This window comes from Streptomyces sp. NBRC 110035, from assembly GCF_000829695.1.
In the GTDB taxonomy this organism is placed as follows: Bacteria; Actinomycetota; Actinomycetes; order Streptomycetales; family Streptomycetaceae; genus Streptomyces.
Genome location: NZ_BBNN01000052.1, coordinates 20,098 through 43,199, shown reverse-complemented (window position 1 = coordinate 43,199; position 23,102 = coordinate 20,098). Strand labels below are relative to the sequence as shown.

The window sequence follows — 23,102 nt, the reverse complement described above, 5'->3', positions numbered from 1 at the left end:
GCCCGGGGCGGCGGCGCGGTCCGTGCGGATGACCGTACCGTCGAGGTTCAGATGCGTCAGCCCGGCTGCCTTCGCACGCTCCAGCGCGGTGGACAGGTCCGGTGCGCCGGCGGCCAGGACGGCCAGTCCTTCGTGGAGGTAGCGGTAGGAGGTGGAGACCGACAGGCCGTTGTCGCGGGCGAGTTGGGCCAGTCGGGTGCCGTCGAGGAACCAGCGCAGCACGAGCACGGCCTGCTTGAAGCAGCCCAGCGCGCGTCGCCCCTTGCGGGTCCTGGCCACGATTCGGTGGTCGCGCAGGAGACCGGCCGGGTGCTCGGCGGTGGACCGCCTCACATCGGGCACGGCGGTGTATGTGACACTGGTCGGCACGTGAGGCCCCTCGGTCGGATCTTTCTGTCGCAAGATCGTTCCTACCAGGGGCCTTACGCCTGCCCGGACTTGGGGGATACCGCGGACCGCGCGACGCGCCTCCCGCTCACGGACGGTGGCCGACGGTTACTGGGAACAGCTCAGTGGGGCACCGCTCTGGCCATGGCCTGCCACCCGTACGGAATGGAATGCACCGTCTTCATGGTGCGGTGCAGCTACGAGCAGAAGCCCTACCGCGGCACACTCATGCGGCTCAACGGAGCCCGGGTCATCAAGAGCCCGAGCACGCTGACCGAAGTGGGCCGGGCGGCGCTGCGGGAGAACCCCGACGCGCCAGGCAGCCTCGGGATCGCCAATGCCGAGGCCATCGAGTACGCCGCCACCCGGTCCGCCGCGCGCTTCTCCATCGGCAGCGGCGAGAACCACGTTCTGCTCCACCAGACGGTCCTCGGTGAAGAGGCCCTGCTGCAGTTGCAATACGAACAGTTCCTCTCCGGAGAGATGGTCGACTCCGAGCCCAGCGACGAGGAGATCCGGACGTCCCTCGGAAGCCTGCCGTAGGCCAGGCGGATCGGAATGCCGTCCGGGGCAGGAGCGCGGGAGCGTACTCGGCCACAGCGGCGCAGTGGGATATCGGTGACTCGAATCGACAAGGGAGCGAAGGGTTCAGGGAGGCGACATTGAACGATTCGGAAGCTGATCCCACGCTGCCGTTGCAGGAAGTGCTCGGACTGCTGAGCCGGGCTCGCGAGATCCTCGACGAGGAGAGCGCTCGGGCCGACCAGATCGGGCGTGTCGCCGTGCACTTGATCGACTGCGTCGTCGATGTCTCGAACCTGCTGGCCGAGGATCCGGACCTCGATGCCGCCCGCGCGGCCCTCGGCTCGGCTCGCTCCGCGGTGGTTGCCGCCACCTGTGCAGTGCGCCACGCTCACGACCGCGAGAAGACTGCGACAGCGTGAACCGCGGTGTCCCGGACGGAGCGACGGGCATGTCGACCGCGGATCTCGCCCGACTGGTTGCGTGGATCCTGTAGTTCTTCCTGCAGGAGAAGGCGTGCCCGACGCAGGCGTGGACCTCGCGGTGCTGTGCGTCCTCCTCCTCGCCCTTCAACAGGGGCCGTCCGGGACGTTTGCGGTGCGGGACGGTCAGGCCGGTACTGATGTGGGCGCCGTCGCCGAGGGCGGTCACGCCCCGGCAGTGGTAAGGGCCGGGGGGCGAACGCCAGGGCGGCTGTGGTGGGACCGCCGAGTGCGATCAGGGCGGTCGTGCGGGCGGTCTCGGGCGAGGGCGGCGGGCGAGGGCGGCGCGGGGCCGCGACCGGTCCCCTGTTCCGGTCGCGGCCCCGCTGCCGCAAGTGTTGAGGTCGGTCACGAGCCGCAGCAGCCGCCCGCCGGAGCCTCCTCGACGGCCACCGCTGCTGCCGCAGGCGTGCCGAGCCGGACGAGCTGGGGTTCCGGCGCGGCGCAGCAGCCGCCGCCGTCGGCCTGCTGGGTGTCGGGGGCGTCGAACAGGCCCGCGCCGCCGCAGACTCCGGTCTCGGGGAGGGTGAGTTCGACGCGGTCGGCGGCGTCGAGGTCGCCGGCGATGGCCGCGGCGACGGAGCGGACCTGCTCGTAGCCGGTCATGGCGAGGAAGGTCGGGGCGCGGCCGTAGGACTTCATGCCGACCAGGTAGACGCCCTGCTCGGGGTGGGACAGCTCGCGGTGGCCGTGCGGGTAGACGGTGCCGCAGGAGTGCTGGTTGGGGTCGATCAGCGGGGCCAGTTCGGTCGGGGCCTGGAGTCGCTCGTCCAGGTTCAGGCGGACCTCGGAGAGGAAGGACAGGTCGGGGCGGAACCCGGTCAGCACGATCACCTCGTCCACCGGCTCCAGCCGCCGCCCGTCCTCGCCCACCAGCACCGGACGACCGTCACCGTCACGCTCGAACGCCTCGGTGCGGAAGCCCGTGACCGCGTCCGCGTGGCCGTCGTCGACGGCGGCCTTCGCCGCCAGGCCCAGCGCGCCGCGGGCGGGCAGCTGGTCGGAGGTGCCGCCGCCGAAGGTGGAGCCGGAGATGCCCCGGCGCAGGATCCACACCGCGTGCGTGCCCGTGCCGTCCTCGGACTCGGCCAGGTCGGCGAGGTAGGCCAGCGCGGTGAAGGCGGAGGCGCCGGAGCCGATCACGGCGGTGCGCCTGCCCGCGTAGCGGGCGCGGACGGCGGGGTCCTTCAGGTCCGGGACGCGGTAGGTGATCCGGTCGGCCGCCGCCTTCTCGCCGAGCGCGGGCAGTCCGCTGCCTCCGGCCGGGGACGGCGTGGTCCAGGTGCCGGAGGCGTCGAGCACCGCGCGGGCGAGGATCCGCTCCTCGCGGCCGTCGGCGCGGGCGACGTGCACGACGAAGGGCTGGGTCCCGCGGTCGGCGTCGACGATCCGGTCACGGCCGGCCCGGGAGACACCGGTGACCGTGACGCCGGTGCGGACCCGCTCGCCGAGGACATCGGCGAGCGGCTGCAGGTACCGCTCCGCCCAGTCGCCGCCGGACGGGTACGTCGCCGGGTCGGGCCTGGTCCAGCCGGTCGGGGCGAGGAGCTTCTCGGCGGCCGGGTCGACGACCTCGCCCCAGGTGGAGAACAGGCGTACATGGCTCCACTCGCGGACGGCCGCGCCGGCACGGTCGCCCGCTTCCAGAACGAGGGGCTCGATGCCGCGCTCGACGAGGTGGGCGGCGGCGGCGAGTCCGGCGGGGCCGGCTCCGATGACGACGACGGGGAGCTGCTGGGTGCTCATGATGCTCGGTCTCCTCGAGGGGCGAAGGGGTTCAGCGCGCGTGGGTGAAGGCGGTCAGTTGGACGTGCTGCCGAAATTCTTCCGCTCGGGCGGCGCTGTCGCTGACCTGGGCACAGGTGTCACAGAACCTGACACCGGTCAGATGGCGGGCGGTGCGGCGGGCGCGGGCTGCGGTGAGCACGGTACGGAGGGCGGCAGTCATGACGAGTCCTTGCTTCGACACCTGTCAATGCATCGGAGCTTGCCACCCATATCGGCGAGTGTCAACATAGATGCATGTCGAAGTCATGGGTGGTGGAGCTGCCCGTCCTCCGGGAGGGCGGTGCGGTGCCGTGCTGCCCGCCGGTCACGGCCGGGGAGCTGTCCCCGACGGACGCGGAGAAGACGGCCGCCGTGTTCAAGGCCCCGTCGGATCCGGTGCGTCTGCGGCTGTTCTCCAGGATCGCCTCCCACCCGGGCGGGGAGGCGTGCGTGTGCGACATCTTTGACGTCGGCGTCTCCCGGCCGACCGTCTCCCACCACCTGAAGAAGCTGCGCGAGGCCGTTCTGCTGACCTCCGGGCGGCGTGGCACCGGGGTCTACTACCAGGTCGCCCCGTCCGTGGTGGCGGCCATGTCCGCCATGCTCGATCTGCGCGGCTGACCACCGTCGCCGAGACGGCGGCGGTCGGTCACCGCAGCCGGGCGTCACGCAGGGACCCGTCCGCGCGTGCAGCCTTGGAGCTCGTCGTCCCCGGGGGGCTCACAGACTGGGCGGGGGTGTGGCAGCGGGTGTCGCGCCCGTGATGCGTTCCAGGTCGAAGTCGACGTCCACCACGCCCTCCACGGCGCGGATCAGGCGTGCGGCCACGGGGATCAGGGACGTGTCCCGGACGCGGCCGGCGAGCGTCACCCTTCCGTCGTGCACCTGGACCTCGAGCGTCGTGTCCGACAGGGGGAACAGGTGGGCCACGACCTCACGGCGTACCTCCTCGGCGATCTCGTCGTCGCCGCGCAGGAACACCTTGAGCAGGTCGGCCCTGCTGACGATGCCCTCCAGCATGCCCAGCCCGTCGACCACCGGCAGCCGTCTGACCTTGGCGTGCGCCTGGTGCGGGCTGCCTGGGCGAGTGTCGCGCCGGGGTGGATGGTGAGCGCCGGGGAGGTCATCAGCTCCGCCGCGGTGACCGCGCCCGCCTTCGCCAGGTCGGACAGACGGCGCAGCTGTGTGTGACGGTCGGGGTCGCTGTCGCGGAACTCCTCCTTGTGCAGCAGGTCGGCCTCGGAGACGACGCCGACGACCCGGCCCTCGCCTTCGAGGACCGGCAGGGCGCTGACCTTTCCGTCCTGCATCAGCCGCACGATCTCCCCGAAGGTGGCCTTGTGTCCGATGGCCATGACCGTGTGGGTCATGACGTCGCTGACGGTGTGTGGAGTGCTGTGCATGATGACTCCTTTTCCGTTCAGGCCAGGTCAGGTCAGGTCAGGTCGGGCTGCCGGTCACCGGCCCGGCGGGCGGTGGCGCTCTCCAGGGACGGAGCGTGTGGGGAAGTGCGGGAAGTGCGGGAACGTTCACGACCAGCATGCTGCCTTCGCCCGCCGGGGGCCCATGGGCCGTCCGGCCCCCGGCGCGGGCCGGTCGGCGGCCGGGTTCGTGCCGAGAGCGGTGCGCGACGCGTTCGGCAGTGCCAGTGCCAGTGCCAGTGCCAGTGCCAGTGCCAGTGGCAGATGCTCGGTGCCGGTGCCGGTGCCGGTGCCGGTGCCGGTGCCGGTGGCGGTGGCGGGAAACGGGCCGGTCGGCCCAGGGCAGGGACCTGTGGCCCCTGCCGTGGATCCGGCCCGAGGACGAGGCTCGAATCGGGAATCGGGAACCGGGACTTCGGATCGGTCCGGATCCCGGTCCAGGAGGTGGAGATCAGTCATGCCCGGCACGGACGCCCGTCCCCGCAGCGTCGATGGCACTGTCACCGTCACCGCCGGTCTCGACGGCTCCCCCGAGAGCCGTGCCGCCGCCGAGTGGGCGGCGCGCGAGGCGCGGCTGCTCGGCCTGCCGCTCCGGCTGGTGCACGTCTGGGAGCCGGTACCGGAGCCTCTGGTGCAGGCACCGCTGCTCGGCGGCGAGACCCAGCGGCACTGGACCGAGCGGATTCCCCGCGAGGCGGCCGAGGGCGTGCGGGCGCGTCACCCCGGTCTCGACGTCATCACCGAGCAGCTGTCCGGCCGGCCCGCCGAGGCGCCGGCGCGCGCGGCGGAGGACACCGAACTGCTGGTGCTCGGCTCCCGCGGGCTGAGCGGCATCGGCGGGTTCCTGGTCGGTTCGGTCGGGCTCTCCGTCGTGGCGTACGCCGAGCGGCCCGTCGTTTTGGTCCGCGCCGGTGAACAGGCCGCCGACGAGCACGAGACGCACCCGGCCGGTGTTCCGTCCGCCGCGACACCGCTGAAGCCCGTCGTGCTCGGCCTCGACGTCGAGAAGCCCGACGACGAGGTGATCGGGTTCGCGTTCGCCGCGGCCGCCCGCCGTGCCACGTCCCTCCGGGTCGTCCACGGCTGGACCCCGCCGCCCTCCTACGCGTACGGCCTCGCCGTGGACCGGGCCCTGGCCCGGCAGGAGACCGGCGCCCTGACCGAGGTGCTGCGCCCGTGGCGCGCGAAGTTCCCGGACGTCGAGGTGACCGAGGAGTCCCCCTGCGGCACCCCCGGCAGCCACCTCGCCGACGCCTCCCGTGAGGCCTCCCTCGTCGTCGTGGGGCGCCGGATCCGGCGCAGCCCGTTCGGGGCGCGCATCGGGCCGGTCACGCACGCCGTCCTGTACCACTCCGTCGCTCCCGTCGCCGTCGTCCCACACGGCTGACCCGCCGTCCGGACACCTGCCCCCGTCCCGTCCCCGTCCTTACGCGTCGTCCCATCCGTCGAAGAGGAGCAGCATCATGAAGGCAGCGGTCGTACGAGCCTTCGACGGTGTCCGCGTCGGGGCCTCCGGGCTGTGCCGCACCGGCGTGCACGCCGCCCACGGCGACCGGCCCGTCACGTTCGACCTCGTCGTGGGACGGTGAGAGCGGTGGACCGTACCGACGAGGGCCGTACGGGCCTCCCCGTGGTCGTGGGTGTCGACGGCTCCGAGTCGAGTCTGCGGGCCGCCGACTGGGCGGCCGACGAGGCCGCGCTGCGCGGGGTGCCGCTGCGGCTCGTGTACGCCTCGCTCTGGGAGCGGTACGAAGGCGCCCAGCTCGCCGAGGAGTTGAACGGGCGGCCACCCGAGCAGGTGCGGGCCGCGGACATCGTCGAGGCCGCCGCGCGGCGGGTCTGCCGGCGTCGGGCCGGCGTGGAGCTCTCCACCGACGTACTGCCCGAGGAACCCGAGTACACGCTGGTACGGGAGAGCCGGAACGCCTCTCTCCTGGTGACCGGCACGCGGGGCCGCAGCGGCATCGCCGAGACACTGCTGGGTTCCGTGAGCCTGGCCGTCGCCGGGCACGCGCACTGCCCGATGGCCGTCGTGCGCGGCAGCCACGACAACCGGGCCATGTCCGGGACGCACGGCCGGGTCGTCGTCGGGGTCGGTGAGGAGCCGGCCGCGTCGGCGGCGATGCGCTTCGCCTTCGAGGAGGCGCGGCACCGCGCGGTGCCGGTGGAAGCGGTACGTGCCTGGCGGAGCCCCGCGCACGAGACCACCGACCATCCGCTGCTCGCCGGTGAGCCTGCCCGGCTGCACGAGCGGCAGGCGGTGGAGACCCCGGCCGAGGCGCTCGGGGACGTCCCCGCCGGGGTGGACGTGCACGGCCGTACGGTCGAGGGCCGCCCCCGGGCCGTCCTCGTGGCCGCCTCGCACGACGCGGATCTCCTCGTCATCGGCGCCCGGCGTGGCCGGCGGCGCTTCGGGCTCCAGCTCGGCCGGGTGGCCCACGGGGTACTGCACCACTCCGTCTGCCCGGTCGTCATCGTGCCCGAGCCGACGCGCACCGCAGCCGCCTGACCGACCCGCAGCCCCTGACCGGCCGGACTCCGCAGGGGGCTCTGCCGGTCGGGCTCTGCCGGCAGAGAGGTTCCGGCTCAGGTCCGGGTGATCCGCACCCGGTACACCGGCACGTCCGAGCCCGAGGCCGGAGCCGGCTCCGCGGCCAGTGCCGTGTCCGCACCGGAGTCCGGGTCCGGGTTTGGGTCCTTCGTCTCCAGTACCGTCACCCGGATTCCCGCCTCGCGGTCGACGAAGGTCTCGCCGGGGGCGAAGGGGGCGTCGGAGAGTTCCGCGTGGACGTTGGGGCTGCGGGTGCAACCGCCGCTCTCCTGGCGGGAGTCGAAGACCGTGATCGGGCCCATGCCGGTGTCGACGTCCGCGTCGACCTTGTAGACGAGGATGCCGGGCCGGCACACCGCCTCGTCGTTGCCGGCGCGGGTGCGGAACTCGACGGCGTACCCGGAGCGCCCGTCCAGCGGGAGGAAGACGAGCTTGGGGCCGCCCCGTTCGGCCAGCGGCGTCAGGGCGTACTCCTGTGTGCCCGTGCCCGCCGCGCAGTGCACCTGGGGGGCGTCCAGCCAGCCCAGTTTCCACTTGTGCCAGCCGAGCAGGTCGTTGTTGGCGCCCCAGTCCTCGCTCATGATGTCCCAGTGGCCCACGGCCCCGCCGCCCTCGGCGGTGTAGAGGTCGGGCAGGCCGAAGACGTGGCCGTTCTCGTGCGGGAGGACGCGGTAGCCGGTGCGGTCCAGGGAGCCGGAGCCGTCGTCCTGGCGGGAGTAGACGAACGACGCGTTGGAGACGGGGACGCCGTCCGCGGTCGGGGCTTCCGCGTTGCCGGCGAAGGTGACGGACAGGACCGTGTCCAGGGCGGAGGGGCCCGCGTTCGGGGTCACCAGTACGTTCACCAGGTCGTACGCACGGAAGTCCACCTTCGGGTCCGCTGCGGCCACGATGTCGTCGACCAGCTCGCGGTAGCCGGGGTCGAAGGGGGCGCCGCGCTCTATGCCGTACTCCTGGAACGCCTTCGGCATCCGCAGCCAGTCCGGGACCGGGACCTCGGGGCGGTAGTCGAGGCGGCCGTACGAGCTGGTGCGGAACCACTGCTGGGTCTGCGGGAAGAACTCCCGGTAACGGTCGAGGGCCCTGCCTTCGCCTGGGGCGTCCGAGAAGTCGACCATGAGGGTGAGGGCCCGGACGGTGCCGGTGGAGCGGGCGTACCCGACGATCGTGGGGATGCCCTCCGACATCTGGACCTCGCGGACGCTGCTGATCATGCAGGGACCGTGCGCGGAGGAGCGGGACAGGGCGCCCGGTCCGGCACCGGGGGCCGAGAGGTACGGGGAGAGGTGGCCGTTGCCGGACGAGGGGGCGACGGCGAGGGTCAGGGCGGTCACGGACGCCAGGGCGGCCAGTCGGCGCGGGGATATCCGGCTGCTGGTCGACTGCGGCTGCATGCGGGGAACCTCCGCTCCACACGGCAGCCCCCGGTCTCCGGCTGCACCCTCTTGATCACCTTCCGTCGAGGGGTGCGCGGGCGCGCGCTGAAGAGGCCGATCGTGCGAGGGCTCCGACGGGCACGCGGGGAATGTGACTCAGGTCACCGCGAAAGCTGCCGTTGGGGGGAAATAACCGGGGACTGCTTCCCCGTTTGGATCTGTGTTCGCGTGAAACGGGGACTTCCTCCCCGGATCGCGACGGCGGTGCCCGCAGCAGAACCAGCAGTAGGACCAGCAGTAGGACCGGTAGCAACGACAGTGACCAAGGAGTGCATCGTGCAGACCGCCGCTTCCGTGCCGCACAAGGTCTCCCGGCCCCGCGCCGACGCCCTGCGCAACCGGGAACGGATCGTCACCGCCGCCCGTGAGATGTTCGTCGAGTGCGGCGCCGACGTGCCGTTCGACGAGGTCGCCCGCCGGGCCGGCGTGGGCAATGCCACGGTGTACCGCAACTTCCCCGACCGCGAAGCGCTGGTGCGTGAGGTCGTGTGCTCCGTGATGGACCGTACGTCGGAGGCGGCCGAGGAACTGCTCGCCGGGGCCGGGGACGCCTTCGAGGCGCTGGAGCGATTCGCGCACACCGCCGCCGAGCAGCGGCTCGGTGCACTGTGCCCGATGCTCTCCACCGCCTTCGACCAGCACCACCCCGACCTGGAGGCCGCGCGGGTACGTCTCGAGGCGCTCGTCGCGCGGATGATGGGCCGCGCCAAGGCGGCCGGTCAGCTCCGTGACGACGTGGACCTCGGGGATCTGCTGATCGGCATCGCCCAGCTCAGCCGGCCGCCGGCCGGCACGGGATGCGTGAACGTCGACCGGTTCGTCCGCCGCCATCTTCAGCTGTTCCTGGACGGGATGCGGGCCCCGGCCCGCGGTTCCCTGCCGGGCGCGGCCGTCACCGTGGAGGACCTGCGCGCGAACTGAACGATCCGTTGACCATCCGAGCCATCCGAGCCGTCCGGGCCACCCGGACCGTCCGGGCCACCCGGACCGCCTTGATCATCCGGATGATCAAGGCGATCCGAACATTCTGAACGATCCGACCGATCCCTGACCACGATCTGACCACCTCGACAGGCATCTCAGCTCAGCGGCCGTCCCGTGGACGAGTCGTTCCCCGACGACACCGCTTTTTCGTCACGAACCCCGAACTCTTCCGTCATGAAGTCCCGAAGTCCCGAAGTGGGTACCCCCATGTCTGAAACAGCCTCAAAGGCTCCCGGCGCACCGGGTATACCGGATGCCGACGGCGTACCGGACGCCAACCGCTGGAAGGCGCTCGTCTTCATCGCGCTCGCCCAGCTGATGGTCGTCCTGGACGCCACCATCGTGAACATCGCCCTGCCCTCCGCCCAGCAGGACCTGGGCATCTCCGACGGCAACCGGCAGTGGGTCGTCACCGCCTACGCCCTCGCCTTCGGCGGACTGCTGCTCTTCGGCGGGCGGATAGCCGACCTGTGGGGCCGCAAGCGGGCCTTCGTGCTCGGTCTGGGCGGCTTCGCGGCGGCCTCCGCGCTGGGCGGCGCCGCCACCAACGAGGCCATGATGTTCGGCGCCCGTGCCCTGCAGGGCGTGTTCGGCGCGCTGCTCGCGCCGGCCGCGCTGTCCCTGCTCGCGGTGATGTTCACCGACGGCAAGGAGCGCGCCAAGGCGTTCGGCATCTACGGTGCGATCGCCGGTGGCGGTGGCGCCGTCGGCCTGATCCTCGGCGGCTTCCTCACCGAGTACCTGAACTGGCGCTGGACGTTCTTCGTGAACATCCCGTTCGCCGTCGTCGCCGCGATCGGCGCGTACTTCGTCATCCGTGAGCCGCGGGGCAGCCGCAACCGTTCGCCGCTGGACATCCCCGGCGTGGTGCTGTCCACCCTCGGTCTGGTCGCGCTCGTCTACGGCTTCACCCGCGCCGAGTCCGAGGGCTGGAGCGACTCGCTGACGATCGGCATGTTCGTCGCGTCGGCCGTCCTGCTCCTGGCGTTCGTCGTGGTCGAGTCCAGGGTCGAGGCGCCGCTGCTGCCGCTGCGCGTGGTCACCGAACGCAACCGCGGCGGGGTCTACCTCTCGCTGGGGCTGGCGATCATCGCGATGTTCGGCCTGTTCCTCTTCCTCACGTACTACCTGCAGATCGTGCAGAACTACTCTCCGGTGAAGACCGGGTTCGCGTTCCTGCCCATGATCGTGGGCATGATCACGGGTTCCACCCAGATCGGGGCCCGGCTCATGACCCGGGTCGCGCCCCGGCTGCTGATGGGCCCCGGGTTCCTGGTCGCCGCGCTCGGCATGCTGACGCTGACCCGGCTGGAGGTCGGCACCTCCTACGCCTCCGTGCTGCTGCCCGGCATGCTGCTGCTCGGCCTCGGCATGGGCACGGCGTTCATGCCGGCCATGTCGCTGGCCACCCAGGGCGTCGAGCCCCGGGACTCCGGTGTCGCCTCCGCGATGGTCAACACCTCGCAGCAGGTGGGCGGCGCGATCGGTACGGCCCTGCTGAACACGATCGCGGCCTCGGCCACCACGTCCTACATCGCCGACCACATCGGCGGCGCCGCGAGCCGGTCCCAGCAGCAGCTGGTGCAGCTCGAGGGCATGGTCCAGGGCTACACCAGCGCGATCTGGTTCGCCGTCGGGATCCTCGTCGTGGCCGCGGCCATCGCCCTGACCTTCGTCAACGCCGGCCGCCCGGGGACCACGGTCACCGGGTCCTCCGGCGAGGGCGCCGGGGCCGCCGGCCAGGACATGGCGGTGCCGGTCATCGCCCACTGACCGTCACCCCTCCGGGCCACCGGCCACCCGTACGGAGGGGGAGGGGACGCCTCGTCCGTACGGCTTCCAGGACCTGCCCCGGTTCCGCGCTCAGCGGAGCCAGGGCAGGTCCGCACCCGCTTCGCTGGGCTGGAGTCCCTCGGCGACGATCCGCATGATCTCGCCGAGGGACTTCTGCTGTTCGGGGGTGAGCCGGTCGAGGAGCGCCTGCCGTACGGCCTCCACGTGACCCGGTGCGTTACGGCGCAGCACCTCGAAACCGTCGTCCGTCAGGACGGCGAACTGGCCCCGCTTGTCGGACGGACACTCCTCGCGGCGCACCCAGCCGTTCCTCTCCAGGCGGGCCACGGCGTGCGAGAGCCGGGAGCGGGTGATCTTCGCCAGCATCGCGAGCTCGGTCATCCGCAGCCGCTGCTCCGGTGCCTCGGCGAGCTTGACCAGCAGGCCGTAGTAGAGGTGCGGCATGCCCGCGTCCCGCTGGAGCTGGCGGTCGAGGTGGTCCTCCAGGAGGGTGCTGGCCTCGATGTACGAGCGCCAGACGCGCTGCTCCTCGGCGCTGAGCCAACGGGGCTCGTCGGTGCCTGCCGGGCCGGGTTCCGAGCCCGGTGCCGCTGCGGAAGTGGGTGCCGTCGTCATACGGTCCACTCTACGACCCTTCTTCTTGAATGTTAAACAAAATCGCGGTAGCGTCCGGAGGGGAAATTGAGGTTTCAAGTAAAGGATCAGCCCGCCCCGCCGGCCGGGCCCGCACCGATCGCCGGAAGGAGTCGCAGCCATGACCGCCGCCACTCAGGAACGCATGCCCGCGCTGTACCTCAGCCATGGCGCCCCGCCCCTGGCCGACGACCCCGTCTGGCCCGGCGAACTGGCCGCCTGGTCCGCCGGACTGCCCCGCCCGAAGGCGATCCTCGTCGTCTCCGCCCACTGGGAGGAGGCCCCGCTCGCCCTCGGCGCCACCGAGACGGTTCCGCTCGTCTACGACTTCTGGGGCTTCCCCGAGCACTACTACCAGGTGAAGTACGGCGCCCCCGGCGCCCCCGCGCTCGCCGACTCCGTACGCAAGCTGCTGCGTGCCCCCGGCGTCCCGGTGCAGGACGTTCCCGACCGGGGGCTGGACCACGGCGCCTACGTCCCGCTGGTCGAGATGTTCTCCGGGGCCGACATCCCGGTGCTCCAGGTCTCCATGCCGACCCTGGACCCGGTGAAGCTGATGGACATCGGGCGCAGGCTCGCACCGCTGCGCGACGAGGGCGTGCTGATCATCGGATCCGGGTTCTTCACCCACAACCTGGCCGCGCTGCGGCAGGACGGCATCCCCAGGTGGTCGGCCGAGTTCGACGACTGGGGACACCGCGCGCTGAACGCCGGTGACGTGGACGGGCTGCTCGACTTCGCCCGCACGTCCCCGGCGGGCATGCTCGCCCACCCGCGCACCGAACACTTCGCACCGCTCTTCGTCACCATGGGCGCGGCCGACGCCGCCGGCGACCTGGACGCGCAGCGGTCGGTGATCGACGGGTTCTGGCTGGGGCTGGCCAAACGGTCGGTGCAGTTCGGCTGAGCTCTCCGAGGGGCGGCCGGCTCCCGGCCCCATGCCCGGTGCCCGGAGCCGGCGACTACAGCTCCTTCTCGTACCAGGCCACGTCCCAGTAACGGTCGAACTTGCGGCCCACCTCACGAAACGTGCCCGTGTGCCGGAAGCCGAAGCGCCGGTGCAGCCGCGTGGAGGCCTCGTTCGGCTGGGCGATGCCCGCGTAGGCGCGGTGCAGGTCCTCGCCCGCCAGGGCCTCGAACAGGGCCGTGTAGAGCAGGCTGCCGATTCCGCGGCCCCCGGCGTCCGGGGCGACGTAGACCGTCGTCTCCACCGACGTCGCGTAGGCGGGCTTCGCCCGGAAGGGGCTGGAGGTGGCGTAGCCGAGGATCCGCCCGGTGTCCGCGGCGGTGGTCGCCGTCGCGGCTTCTGCTTCGGGCGCGGGTGTGGGCGCGGTCGTGGCAACCATCAGGCGGTACGGGCCGTCTACAGGGTGGGAGAGCAGCCACGGGCGGCGGTCGTCGGGGGTGAGGACCGCGGTGTCGAAGGTGATGGGCGTCTCGCGCACGTACTGGTTGTACAGATCGGTGAGCGCCGGCAGATCGCCCTCGGCCCCTGGCCTGACCTGGGCCTTCGCGTAGTCCGACGACATCTTGACCCCCTGTGACCGGACAGGGTACTGCATGATCAGAAAATTCGGGGGTCGGGTGGGGAATTCTGTCCGGATTCCAGTCGTTGTTTCCAACAGATGCCGGGCACCCGAGCAGAGTCCGAGACAAGAGACATCGAGACTCTGACGTGTGTGCCAGGCATGCGCAGAACCGCCCGCTGACCTCATCATCGTAAGGGAGCAAGCATGGCAACCCGTGCCGTCGCCCGTCGTAAGTCCGCCTCCGGCGAGACGGCCGACTCGGCAAGCAGTGTTCGCGCCCATCGTGGCGAGATCGCCGACCGTGACCTGGTCGGCATGTACCTCGACGAGATCGCGCGCACGCCGCTGCTCGACGCCGCCAAGGAGGTCGAGCTGTCCCAGATCATCGAAGCGGGTGTGTTCGCGCGGCAGATCCTCGACGGCACCGAGGGGAACAAGGTGGGCGCCACCACCGAGGAACTCCAGGCGCTGTACGACGCGAGCGAGCGGGCCAAGGACGTCTTCATCCGTTCCAACCTCCGCCTGGTCGTCGCGGTGGCCCGCCGCTACCCGCGCAGCGGTCTGCCCCTGCTCGACCTCATCCAGGAGGGCAACGCGGGCCTGGTGCGTGCGGTCGAGAAGTTCGACTACCGCAAGGGCTTCAAGTTCTCGACCTACGCCACCTGGTGGATCCGTCAGGCCATCACACGGTCGATAGCCGACCAGTCCCGCACCATCCGCCTGCCCGTCCACCTGGTGGAGGAGCTGGGCCGGATCCGGCGCGTGCAGCGCGAGTTCAACCGTGAGCACGGGCGGGACCCGGAACCCGGGGAGATCGCCGCCGAGCTCGGCTCCACACCGGAGCGGGTGACGGACGTGCTCGACTGGGCCCGTGACCCGGTCTCGCTGAACATGTCGGTGGACGACGAGGGCGAGACCCAGTTCGGCGACCTCCTCGAGGACACCTCCGCGGTGTCACCGGAGCAGTCGGTGCTGACGCTGCTGCGCAGCGAGGAACTGGACGACCTCATCGGCCGCCTCGACCAGCGCACGGCCTCGATCATCAAGATGCGCTACGGCATCGAGGACGGCAGGGAGCGCACCCTGACGGAGGTGGGCAAGCAGCACGGCCTGACCCGCGAGCGGATCCGCCAGATAGAGAAGCACGCGCTGATGGAACTGAAGAAGCTGGCCCGCGACACCGGGTTCGACGCGGCGGCGTAGAACCGACACGGAACCGGTGCGGGCCAGGTGCGGGCCCTTGAGGGCGCCAGGTGGTGAAATACGGCGCAAACACGACGTCCTGACACTGCTTCAATCCGCTGGACCAGGGAACAAGAATGCAGAGCCCGGGAGTTGCGGGGCCAGAGGATCCGGAAGTCCGGAGATCCCGGCCCCCTCCTCCCGGACGACTCTCCCGAGCCACGTCCCGTCGCACCACCCCCCGGCGCCGGGACTTCCCAAGCCGGGTCCGGCGCCCTCCCCCCGGGTGCCGGACCCGGTCTCTCCCTGTGCGGACGGGAAAGCGGGCCACCCCGAACCTGAACCCCGGGGCGGCCCGCCAGATGGCAGATTGTGTCACATGGGCATAGCCTGCCGGGCATGAGCAGCAACACCGTTCCGCCGTCTCCCCCGGTCCCGCTGATCGAGCGGCGCAAAGCCGAGACCCGTATGGAGATCGCCCGTGCGGCGGCCGACCTCTTCGTCCGCCAGGGCCTGAAGGCCACCCGTGCCGAGGACGTCGCACAGGCGGCGGGCGTCGCCCCGCGCACCTTCTACCGGTACTTCGCCGCCAAGGAAGAAGCCGTCGCCCCGCTCTACGAGGCCGGCGCCCGGCGGTGGGTGGAGGCGGTGCGTACGGCGCCGCCCGGGACGTCCGTACCGCAGGCCCTGGAGGACGCCGCGCGCTCCATGCTGAGTCCGGGCGCGGGAGTCTCGTCGGATTCCTGGGCGTGGGTGCGCACCCTGGTCCGCCTGGCCCACGCGCATCCCTCCCTGCGCAGGGTGTGGGCGGAGGTCTGCCAGACATCGGAGCGCGCACTGGCGGAGGTGCTGGCGTCGCGGGTGCCGGCCGGCCCGGCGGCCGACAACGATGCCGGGCGTGCCGGGCGCGCCGTCGGTGTCCCCGGCGCTGCCGCGGACGCGCGGCTGCGTTTCGCCGCCGCCGTCGCGAGTGCCGCCGTCCGCGCGGCCGTGGAGAGCTGGGCGGCGGGTGACGGTCCGAGCGACGGTCCGCAGGGGCCGGCGGAGCTGGCCGTGGCCAACCTCGCGACCCTGCGGCACTTCCCGTGGGACGACCTGGCGGCCTCCTGACGGCCCCTGCTGGCGGCTGCCGCCTGGCGTCCGGTCCGGGGCCGTGCCTGACCTCACCCTCTCCTGCCCTTCCGGTCGTTCGCGCTGCCCGAGTCGCCGGAGAGGGCGGACTCGCCGATGGTGGGGAGGGGGGATCCGCACCCACGCCCTGCCCGGACTCCGGCCGTCCTGGCCGAAGAGCGGAAGAGGGGGGGGGGAGAACGGAAGAGCGGAAGAGGGGGACGGCGCACCGCATGCCCGTTCATGCCTGGTTGGGTCCGTTCTCGTTTACTTCTTGTGTAACCCGGCGTAATCTTCGAGGCGAAACCACACGTTCGGGCATGGTTCGGAGGTGAGTCGGCATGTATGCACCAGAGCGGCAGCAGGAGATCCTGCGGCTGGCCCGGGACAGTGGCCGGGTGGACGTGGTCTCGCTGGCCGAGCAGTTCCAGGTGACGGCGGAGACGATCCGCCGGGATCTGAAGTCCCTCGATCGAGCGGGTGTCGTCCGCAGGGTGCACGGCGGGGCGATCCCGGTCGGGCGCCTCGACTTCGAGCCCGACCTCGCCGAGCGCGAGACCACGGCCGCCGGCGAGAAGGACCGCATCGCCAGGGCCGCCCTCGCGGAACTTCCCCACGACGGCACGATGATCGTCGACGCCGGTTCGACGGTGGCTCTGCTCGCCGCCGCCCTGCCGGCGAAGTCCTCGCTCACCGTCGTCACCCACAGCCTGCCCATCGCGGCCCGGCTCGCGGACCATCCCGGTGTCCAGCTGCACCTGGTCGGCGGTCGCGTACGGCACCGCACCCGGGCCGCCGTGGACGCCTGGGCGCTGCGCGCGTACGGAGAGATCCGCGCGGACGTGCTGTTCGTCGCGGCCAACGGCTTCTCCGTCGAACACGGTCTGACCACTCCCGACCTCGCCGAGGCGGCGGTGAAGCGCGCGGCCATGGCGGCCGCCCGCCGTGTGGTGCTGCTCGCCGATTCCTCCAAGCACGGCCAGGAGCACTTCGCCCGCTTCGGCGCCCTGAACGACGTGGACCTGCTGATCACCGACACCGGGCTGAGCCCTGAAGACGCCCTCGCGATCGAGCGCGGCGGCACGGAAGTAGTGCGTGCATGATCCTCACCGTCACTCCCAACCCGTCCCTGGACCGTACGTACGAGATCCCCGCGCTGGAGCGCGGCGAGGTCAACCGGGCCACCGGTGAGCGCGTGGACCCGGGCGGCAAGGGCGTCAACGTCTCCCGTGCCGTCGCCGCGGCCGGCCGGCGCACCGTCGCCGTGCTGCCGCTGGGCGGCGCGCCGGGCGCCGTGGTCGCCGGACTGCTGGACGCGCAGGGCATCGAGGTCGCTCCGGTGCCGGTGGCCGGGGCCACCCGTTCCAACATCGCGCTCGCCGAGGCGGACGGCGTCCTGACGAAGATCAACGCGCCCGGCCCGGAGCTGACCGCGGCCGAGCAGGAACTGCTCCTGGAGACGGTCCGCAGACAGTCGCGGGGCGCCGACTGGATCGCCTGCTGCGGAAGTCTGCCGCGGGGCCTCGCACCCTCCTGGTACGCCGATCTGGTCGCGCGGGCGCATTCCGCGGGCGCACGTATCGCCCTGGACACCTCCGGGCCGGCGCTGGCCGCGGCGCTGCGCGAGCGGCCCGACGTGGTGAAACCCAACGCCGAGGAACTCGCCGAGGCCGTCGGATGCCGGCTGACCACCGTGGGCGACGCGGTGAAGGCGGCCGAGGAACTGCGCGGGATGGGCGCCCGTGCCGTGCTCGCCAGCCTGGGCGCCGACGGGCAGGTACTCGTCGACGAGCACGGCGCCTGGTTCGGCTCCGCCCGGGTGGACGTCGTCCGCAGCAACGTCGGCGCGGGCGACTCCTCGCTCGCCGGCTTCCTCATCGCCGGCGGGCACGGACCGGAGGCGCTCGCCTCGGCGCTCGCCCACGGAGCGGCTGCCGTCCAGACCCCCGGCAGCGTGATGCCCACGCCGGGCGACCTGGACCCGGCCGCGGTCACGGTCACGGCGACGGTGCCGGTGGACCGCGCGTTGAAGGAGCCGGTGACATGAACACCGATGTTCATGAGGCCCCGTCAGCCCTCACAGCCCTCTCGGTCACCACCGCTCCCCATGCCCCCGCTACCCCCAGCACCCCCGCTACCCCCAGCACCCCCATGACCGCCGCCACCGTCCTCACAGCCCCCCACCGAACCACCACCCCCGTTCACCCTTCCGCCCATTTCACGTCAAGGGCGATACGCGTGCGAAGGAGCCCGCGATGAGCGAGATGATCACCGCGGATCTGGTCGACCTCGACCTGTCCGCAGACACCAAGGAGGCGGCGGCGCGAGCCCTCGCCGAGCGGATGGTGGCCCTGGGCCGGGTGACCGACCTGGAGGGCTTCCTCGCCGACGTGGCCGCCCGTGAGGCCCAGATGCCCACCGGCCTCGACGGCGGCATCGGCATCCCGCACTGCCGCAGTGAGCACGTCACCGAGCCGACGCTGGGCTTCGGGCGCAGCGCCGCCGGGATCGACTTCGGTGCGGCGGACGGGCCCGCCGACCTGATCTTCCTGATCGCCGCTCCGGCGGGTGCGGACGACGCACATCTGACGATCCTCTCCTCGCTGGCCCGGAAGCTGATGAACGCCGAGTTCACCGACGGGCTCCGCGCGGTCGGCGACACCGAGGGAGCCGCGGCGCTCATCCGCGGGGACGACCGGCCGGCCCCCGCCGGAACCCCGGCCGAGACGGCCGCCACGGTTGACGCGGCGGACGCGCCCGGCCCGGAGGCCTCCGACAGCCCCGCAGGATCCACAGTCCCCACGGGCTCCACGGACTCCGTGGCGGTGCCGGTGGCGGCCTCCACCGGCACCGCCACGGGCACTGCCGACGACGGCTCCACCGGTGCCGGCACCCGGGACGCGGGAACCTCCGACGCGGATGCGTCCGGCGGGAGCGCGCGCCCCTTCCGGATCGTCGCCGTCACCTCCTGCCCCACCGGCATCGCCCATACGTACATGGCGGCGGAGTCGCTGGAGAACGCCGGCCGGGAAGCGGGCGTCGAGATCGCGGTCGAGCCGCAGGGCTCGGCGGGCTTCACCCGGCTCGACCCGGCCGTGATCGCGGCGGCGGACGGTGTGATCTTCGCCCACGACGTGCCCGTCCGGGAGAAGGAGCGCTTCGCGGGCAAGCCGACCGTCGACACCGGCGTCAAGGCGGGCATCAACCGCCCCGCCGAGCTGATCGACGAAGTCCGCGGCAAGGCCGCGCGCGGCGAGGCCACCGCGGCTGCCGCACCCGGCGACAACCCCGTGGACCGCGCCGGCGAACCCGGTGAGGGCTACGGCACCAAGCTGCGCAAGTGGCTCATGTCCGGCGTCAGTTACATGGTCCCGTTCGTCGCGGCGGGCGGTCTCCTCATCGCCCTCGGCTTCGCGATCGGCGGCTACGAGATCAACGAGGCGCCGTCGGTGATGGAACGCTTCGTGTGGACCCAGACCGACAGTTGGGGCGCCCTGCTCTTCCAGATCGGCGGCGTCGCCTTCGGGTTCCTCGTCCCGGTCCTGGCCGGCTACATCGCGTACGGCATGGCCGACCGGCCCGGACTCGTGCCCGGCTTCGTCGGCGGTTCGATCTCCCTCACCATCAACGCCGGTTTCCTCGGCGGCCTCGTGTCCGGTCTGATCGCCGGTGCGGTGGTACTGGCGATCCAGCGGGTGCACATCCCGGTGGCGCTGCGCGGCATCATGCCGGTGGTGGTGATCCCGCTGATCTCCTCGGCGGTGGTCGGCTTCCTGATGTTCGTGGTGATCGGAAAGCCGATCGCCGAGGCACAGAAGGCCATGACGGACTGGCTGAACGGCCTCACCGGCACCAACGCCATCCTGCTCGGCACCCTGCTCGGCCTGATGATGTGCTTCGACCTCGGCGGCCCCGTCAACAAGGTCGCGTACACCTTCGCCACGGCCGGTATCGCGGTCGCGAGCCCCAGCGACTCCGCGATGAAGATCATGGCCGCGGTGATGGCGGCCGGCATGGTTCCGCCGCTGGCGATGGCCCTGGCCACCACGGTCCGCGGCAAGCTCTTCAACCGGACCGAGCGGGAGAACGGCAAGGCCGCCTGGGTCCTGGGAGCCTCCTTCATCTCCGAGGGCGCGATCCCGTTCGCGGCGGCCGACCCGCTGCGCGTGATCCCCGCCTCGATGGCGGGCGGCGCCGTCACCGGTGCCCTGTCGATGGCCTTCGGCGCCACCCTGCGCGCCCCGCACGGCGGCATCTTCGTGGTCCCGCTGATCGGCAACCCGCTGCTCTATCTGGTCGCCATCGCGGCGGGTGTCTGTGTCACGGCGGCTCTGGTGATCGTCCTGAAGGGACTGCGCAAGCCGGTTCCGGGAGCGGGCGGCGCGCCCGGCAGCGAGGGTGCGGCGGCCTCGGCGGCGGCATCGAAGCAGCCGGTCGCCGCGTGACACGGGAGCGGACCGCACGCAAGCGGGTAACGGCCGCAGACAGCGGCGCGGGCGGCAAGGGCATCGAAAAGCCCCAATAGGTACATGTGAGACTTTCGCAGGTAAATGACTCAACTGCGATATAGATCACGTTCATCACGGTCCGGGATCAAAGTCCCGGACCGTGATGTGTACTGGGCGCATGCCTGAGCGCGACTCGATCTTGAGGGTGACGGGCGCCGCCGTCCTCACCCTGGTGGCCGCGGCCTGCACGGTGGGCCTGGCCGGTGTCCTGCGGCGGGACCGCAGGCTGGTCCGGGGCAGTGGCGTCGCCCCCCGTTCGCAGCGGAAGCCGCGTCGGGAGCCGCGCCCGGAGTCGGAGCCGGTGCGCGACGTTCCGGGGCCGCAGGAGGTGTGGGTGCTCCGGACGATTCCGCATCAGCGGCGGACGGGCCCGTCGGTGGAGCAGGTGCTGCTCACCCAGGCCGAACGCGAGGCGTTCGCCACCCTGGTCCGGCGCTTCACCGGCGGCCGGGAAGCATGATGACAGCGGATCACGGATCACGGATCACGGGGCGCAGGTCGCGGGTCACGGGGCGCGGGTCACGGGTCGGACGGCCCGGTCCTGGTGGTCAGGGCACCTGCGCCGCGCGACGCTCCATCGCCTCACGGGCGGCGTCCTCGGTGATGTACACCTCGCACATGTGCCGTCCGTCGGGAGTGGCCGTGTGCTCCACCTCCCAGAGAGAGATCTCCGCACCGTCACGCAGCAGGAACGCGTGCTCGTACAGCGAGAAGGACAGTCCCGGGCGGCCGGGGCCGCCCACGGTGGACGGGCGGCCGAAGGCCTGCGTGATCTGGTGGGCGGACGCGGTGGTCAGCAGGGCGGCCGTCCCGGGACCCGGACGGTCCGTGTTCTCCGCCCGGCGCAGTAAGCGGCGCGCGTGGTCCGCCGAACCGTCGGGGACGTAGACGGGCCGGGGCTCGGGGATCCGGGACAGCTGCACCAGCACCGGCAGTTCGAAGTCCGGGGTCTCCTGCGGCAGCGGCAGGCGGGCGGTGGCGAGGCCCAGCTCCTCCTCGTCCACGTACACCTCGTGCTGCGGCTCGCTGCCCGGGGTCGTGTTGTGGACCAGCTCCCAGAGCATGAGCGCCGAGCCGTCGGCGAGCAGCCAGGTGTGCCGGTACGTCTCGCGGTGCAGGCCGGCGCTGTGGTGCGCGGAGTGCAGTGAACTGCTGTGGGCCAGCGCGCAGTCGAGCAGGTGTACTGCCTCGTCGGGCAGTTCGAAGGAGTTCAGGGCGCGGCCGAGCAGTCGCGCGAGATGCTCCTCAGGAGACTCGGGCGAGTCGGCTGGTTCGTACGCTGCCGTCTCGTACGGAACGCTCAAGGCTTCTCCCGGCGTCGCTGCATGTCACCTTGCGGGTGCATACCGTAGCCCCTCGGTCGGACATCATGTCCGGGAACTGAGAAAACGTGCGGCATGACAACGAACGGACCGTGCGAGGAATTCCCGTCCGTTCCCGCCGGGCACCCGTAACCCCTGTTCAGACGCCACTCCTGCCGCTCGCCGCCGACCCGTCGGCCACCGGTCACGCACTCCGCTCAGCGGACGGCTCCCTCCGCTCACCGGACATCCCCGCCGCCCCGCCCGATCTACGCTTCCCCGTCCGGCGCGCCCCACGCCTCCCTGCCCGGTTCGTCGGACAACTTTCCGTACGTCTGTCCGAACGGCCACCCGTACCGCCTTCCGTCACCTATCCGTACAACTCCTCGTACGACGGCCAGACTCCGCCCGGCCCGTCCACCGACCCGGCCGCGCGCAGGGCCCGTACGATCGCGCGGGTCACCAGGTCGGCGCCCGCCGCGAGGATCCCGTTCAGGGCGAGCGGGTTCGCGGCGTCGAGCGGGCGGGCGCCTGTGGCGAGGGCGAACACCGTGTCCCCGTCGTTGAGCAGGTGCACCGGCCGCACCGCCCGCGCGATGCCGTCGTGCGCGGTGCCGGCCAGCTTCTGCGCCTGCGCCTTGGACAGGTCCGCGTCGGTGGCGACCACCGCGAGCGTGGTGTTGAGCGGCTGCGGCCCGTTCTGCTCCGCGATGCCGGTGAGCCGCCGGACCGCCGTCGCGTGCACCTCCGCGTCCGGATGGCGCACCCGGCCGCCCTGGAAGAACTCTCCGTACAGGGCCCCGGTTTCCGGGTCCAGCGCCGACCCCGCCGCATTGGCCACCACCAGCGCGGCCACCGTGATACCCGAGTCCAGCACCGTGCTCGCGGTGCCGATCCCGCCCTTCACCGCTCCGACCACGGCCCCCGTACCGGCGCCCACGCACCCCTCCGGCACCCGCGCCCCCGGCGAGGTCGCCGCGGCCGACTCGACGGCCGCGCGCCCGGTGGCCGCGTCCGGCCGGGCCCCGAAGTCCCCGCCCCGGCCCAGGTCGAAGACGCACGCGGCCGGCACCACCGGCACCACGTGCGCGGGATCCGGGCCGACCCGCACCCCGCGCCCCTGCTCCTCCAGCCAGGCCATCACCCCTGACGCCGCGTCCAGTCCGTAGGCACTGCCACCGGTCAGGACGATCGCCTCGACCCGCTGCACGAGGTTGCGGGGATCGAGCGCGTCGGTCTCCTTCGTACCGGGACCGCCACCGCGCACGTCCACGGCGGCCACGGCCCCGCCCTCGGGTGCGAGCACCACCGTGGTGCCGGTGAGCAGGCCGTCGCCGGCACGGGTCGCGTGGCCCACCCGCACACCGGCCACATCGGTCAGAGCGTCAACAGTCATGGCGCCAGTCTCGCGCGGTCACCGTCGGACCGGGGAGCAGCGGCCCGCGAGCGCAGCCACCGGCGAGGAGCCGAGGGAGGAGCCGCCGCCCGGAGAAGG

22 protein-coding genes and 2 pseudogenes are annotated in these 23,102 nt (G+C 72.1%); 15 read left to right on the top strand and 9 right to left on the bottom strand.

Annotated elements, in window-relative coordinates; all coding sequences use genetic code 11:
• Positions 1-369: pseudogene (locus TU30_RS30355) on the bottom strand (IS5/IS1182 family transposase); the annotation flags it as partial.
• 183 nt (positions 370-552) lie between these two features.
• Between TU30_RS30355 and TU30_RS30350 the strand changes: the two are divergent.
• On the top strand, positions 553-930 hold the full coding sequence (locus tag TU30_RS30350; protein WP_234308036.1) for a hypothetical protein: 378 nt from the start codon (positions 553-555) through the stop codon (positions 928-930).
• A 119-nt stretch (positions 931-1,049) separates the two neighbouring features.
• Entirely contained in the window at positions 1,050-1,331 is a 282-nt protein-coding gene (locus TU30_RS30345) for a hypothetical protein (protein WP_052479971.1), read from the top strand.
• Between the two features lie 408 nt (positions 1,332-1,739).
• On the opposite strand, the gene TU30_RS30340 is transcribed toward TU30_RS30345, so the two are convergent.
• A complete protein-coding gene (locus tag TU30_RS30340) occupies positions 1,740-3,137 on the bottom strand; it encodes an NAD(P)-binding domain-containing protein (protein ID WP_042176232.1) in 1,398 nt (465 codons plus the stop codon).
• 31 nt (positions 3,138-3,168) lie between these two features.
• On the bottom strand, positions 3,169-3,339 hold the full coding sequence (locus TU30_RS36650) for a hypothetical protein (protein ID WP_176726301.1): 171 nt from the start codon (positions 3,337-3,339) through the stop codon (positions 3,169-3,171).
• 74 nt (positions 3,340-3,413) lie between these two features.
• Between TU30_RS36650 and TU30_RS30335 the strand changes: the two genes are divergently transcribed.
• Entirely contained in the window at positions 3,414-3,779 is a 366-nt protein-coding gene (locus TU30_RS30335; RefSeq protein ID WP_042176229.1) for a helix-turn-helix transcriptional regulator, read from the top strand.
• A 99-nt stretch (positions 3,780-3,878) separates the two neighbouring features.
• On the opposite strand, the pseudogene TU30_RS30330 reads toward TU30_RS30335, so the two are convergent.
• A pseudogene (locus tag TU30_RS30330) lies at positions 3,879-4,561 on the bottom strand (CBS domain-containing protein).
• A gap of 475 nt (positions 4,562-5,036) precedes the next feature.
• Between TU30_RS30330 and TU30_RS30325 the strand changes: the two are divergent.
• The 3 genes from TU30_RS30325 to TU30_RS30320 all read left to right on the top strand — a co-directional run bounded on the left by TU30_RS30325 (position 5,037) and on the right by TU30_RS30320 (position 7,088).
• Entirely contained in the window at positions 5,037-5,966 is a 930-nt protein-coding gene (locus tag TU30_RS30325) for a universal stress protein (protein ID WP_042176227.1), read from the top strand.
• Positions 5,967-6,042: 76 nt separating this feature from the next.
• Positions 6,043-6,168, top strand: a complete 126-nt coding sequence (locus tag TU30_RS38095; protein WP_256082803.1) for a hypothetical protein — start codon at positions 6,043-6,045, stop codon at positions 6,166-6,168.
• A gap of 5 nt (positions 6,169-6,173) precedes the next feature.
• Entirely contained in the window at positions 6,174-7,088 is a 915-nt protein-coding gene (locus tag TU30_RS30320) for a universal stress protein (RefSeq protein ID WP_042176224.1), read from the top strand.
• Positions 7,089-7,165: 77 nt separating this feature from the next.
• Here the strand turns inward: TU30_RS30320 and TU30_RS30315 are convergent, their stop codons facing one another.
• Positions 7,166-8,524 carry a M6 family metalloprotease domain-containing protein gene (locus TU30_RS30315; protein ID WP_078878650.1) on the bottom strand — a complete coding sequence of 453 codons (1,359 nt, stop codon included), beginning with the start codon at positions 8,522-8,524 and terminating at the stop codon, positions 7,166-7,168.
• Between the two features lie 318 nt (positions 8,525-8,842).
• On the opposite strand from TU30_RS30315, the gene TU30_RS30310 reads away from it, so the two are divergent.
• Together TU30_RS30310 and TU30_RS30305 are read left to right on the top strand one after the other, a co-directional pair.
• Complete coding sequence (locus TU30_RS30310) at positions 8,843-9,487, top strand: TetR/AcrR family transcriptional regulator (protein ID WP_042176255.1); 645 nt, start codon at positions 8,843-8,845, stop codon at positions 9,485-9,487.
• 270 nt (positions 9,488-9,757) lie between these two features.
• A complete protein-coding gene (locus tag TU30_RS30305) occupies positions 9,758-11,323 on the top strand; it encodes an MFS transporter (protein WP_042176221.1) in 1,566 nt (521 codons plus the stop codon).
• Positions 11,324-11,413: 90 nt separating this feature from the next.
• On the opposite strand, the gene TU30_RS30300 is transcribed toward TU30_RS30305, so the two are convergent.
• Positions 11,414-11,959 carry a MarR family winged helix-turn-helix transcriptional regulator gene (locus TU30_RS30300; RefSeq protein WP_042176219.1) on the bottom strand — a complete coding sequence of 182 codons (546 nt, stop codon included), beginning with the start codon at positions 11,957-11,959 and terminating at the stop codon, positions 11,414-11,416.
• Positions 11,960-12,098: 139 nt separating this feature from the next.
• Between TU30_RS30300 and TU30_RS30295 the strand changes: the two genes are divergently transcribed.
• A complete protein-coding gene (locus tag TU30_RS30295; RefSeq protein ID WP_199816920.1) occupies positions 12,099-12,884 on the top strand; it encodes a dioxygenase in 786 nt (261 codons plus the stop codon).
• Between the two features lie 55 nt (positions 12,885-12,939).
• On the opposite strand, the gene TU30_RS30290 is transcribed toward TU30_RS30295, so the two are convergent.
• Positions 12,940-13,506, bottom strand: coding sequence for a GNAT family N-acetyltransferase (locus TU30_RS30290; protein ID WP_042176252.1), 567 nt, complete (start codon positions 13,504-13,506; stop codon positions 12,940-12,942).
• Between the two features lie 204 nt (positions 13,507-13,710).
• Here TU30_RS30290 and TU30_RS30285 point away from each other — a divergent pair, with 204 nt between their 5' ends.
• The 6 genes from TU30_RS30285 (at position 13,711) to TU30_RS30260 (ending at position 20,766) form a co-directional block, all read left to right on the top strand.
• A complete protein-coding gene (locus TU30_RS30285; protein ID WP_042176216.1) occupies positions 13,711-14,709 on the top strand; it encodes an RNA polymerase sigma factor RpoD/SigA in 999 nt (332 codons plus the stop codon).
• 378 nt (positions 14,710-15,087) lie between these two features.
• Positions 15,088-15,798 carry a TetR/AcrR family transcriptional regulator gene (locus TU30_RS30280; RefSeq protein ID WP_042176214.1) on the top strand — a complete coding sequence of 237 codons (711 nt, stop codon included), beginning with the start codon at positions 15,088-15,090 and terminating at the stop codon, positions 15,796-15,798.
• A 341-nt stretch (positions 15,799-16,139) separates the two neighbouring features.
• A complete protein-coding gene (locus tag TU30_RS30275; protein WP_042176212.1) occupies positions 16,140-16,901 on the top strand; it encodes a DeoR/GlpR family DNA-binding transcription regulator in 762 nt (253 codons plus the stop codon).
• Positions 16,898-17,845: a 1-phosphofructokinase gene (gene pfkB / locus TU30_RS30270; protein WP_042176209.1), complete on the top strand. Its 948-nt coding sequence runs from the start codon at positions 16,898-16,900 to the stop codon at positions 17,843-17,845. The genes TU30_RS30275 and pfkB overlap by 4 nt, the downstream gene beginning before the upstream one ends.
• A gap of 208 nt (positions 17,846-18,053) precedes the next feature.
• The gene (locus TU30_RS30265) at positions 18,054-20,243 is read left to right on the top strand and encodes a fructose-specific PTS transporter subunit EIIC (RefSeq protein WP_042176207.1); all 2,190 of its coding nucleotides are present in this window, start codon (positions 18,054-18,056) and stop codon (positions 20,241-20,243) included.
• 181 nt (positions 20,244-20,424) lie between these two features.
• Positions 20,425-20,766 carry a hypothetical protein gene (locus tag TU30_RS30260; RefSeq protein WP_042176204.1) on the top strand — a complete coding sequence of 114 codons (342 nt, stop codon included), beginning with the start codon at positions 20,425-20,427 and terminating at the stop codon, positions 20,764-20,766.
• Between the two features lie 88 nt (positions 20,767-20,854).
• Here TU30_RS30260 and TU30_RS30255 read toward each other — a convergent pair whose 3' ends face one another.
• Entirely contained in the window at positions 20,855-21,610 is a 756-nt protein-coding gene (locus TU30_RS30255) for a DUF6227 family protein (RefSeq protein ID WP_042176202.1), read from the bottom strand.
• 367 nt (positions 21,611-21,977) lie between these two features.
• Positions 21,978-23,003: a P1 family peptidase gene (locus tag TU30_RS30250; RefSeq protein ID WP_042176200.1), complete on the bottom strand. Its 1,026-nt coding sequence runs from the start codon at positions 23,001-23,003 to the stop codon at positions 21,978-21,980.
• Positions 23,004-23,102: the final 99 nt, after the last annotated feature.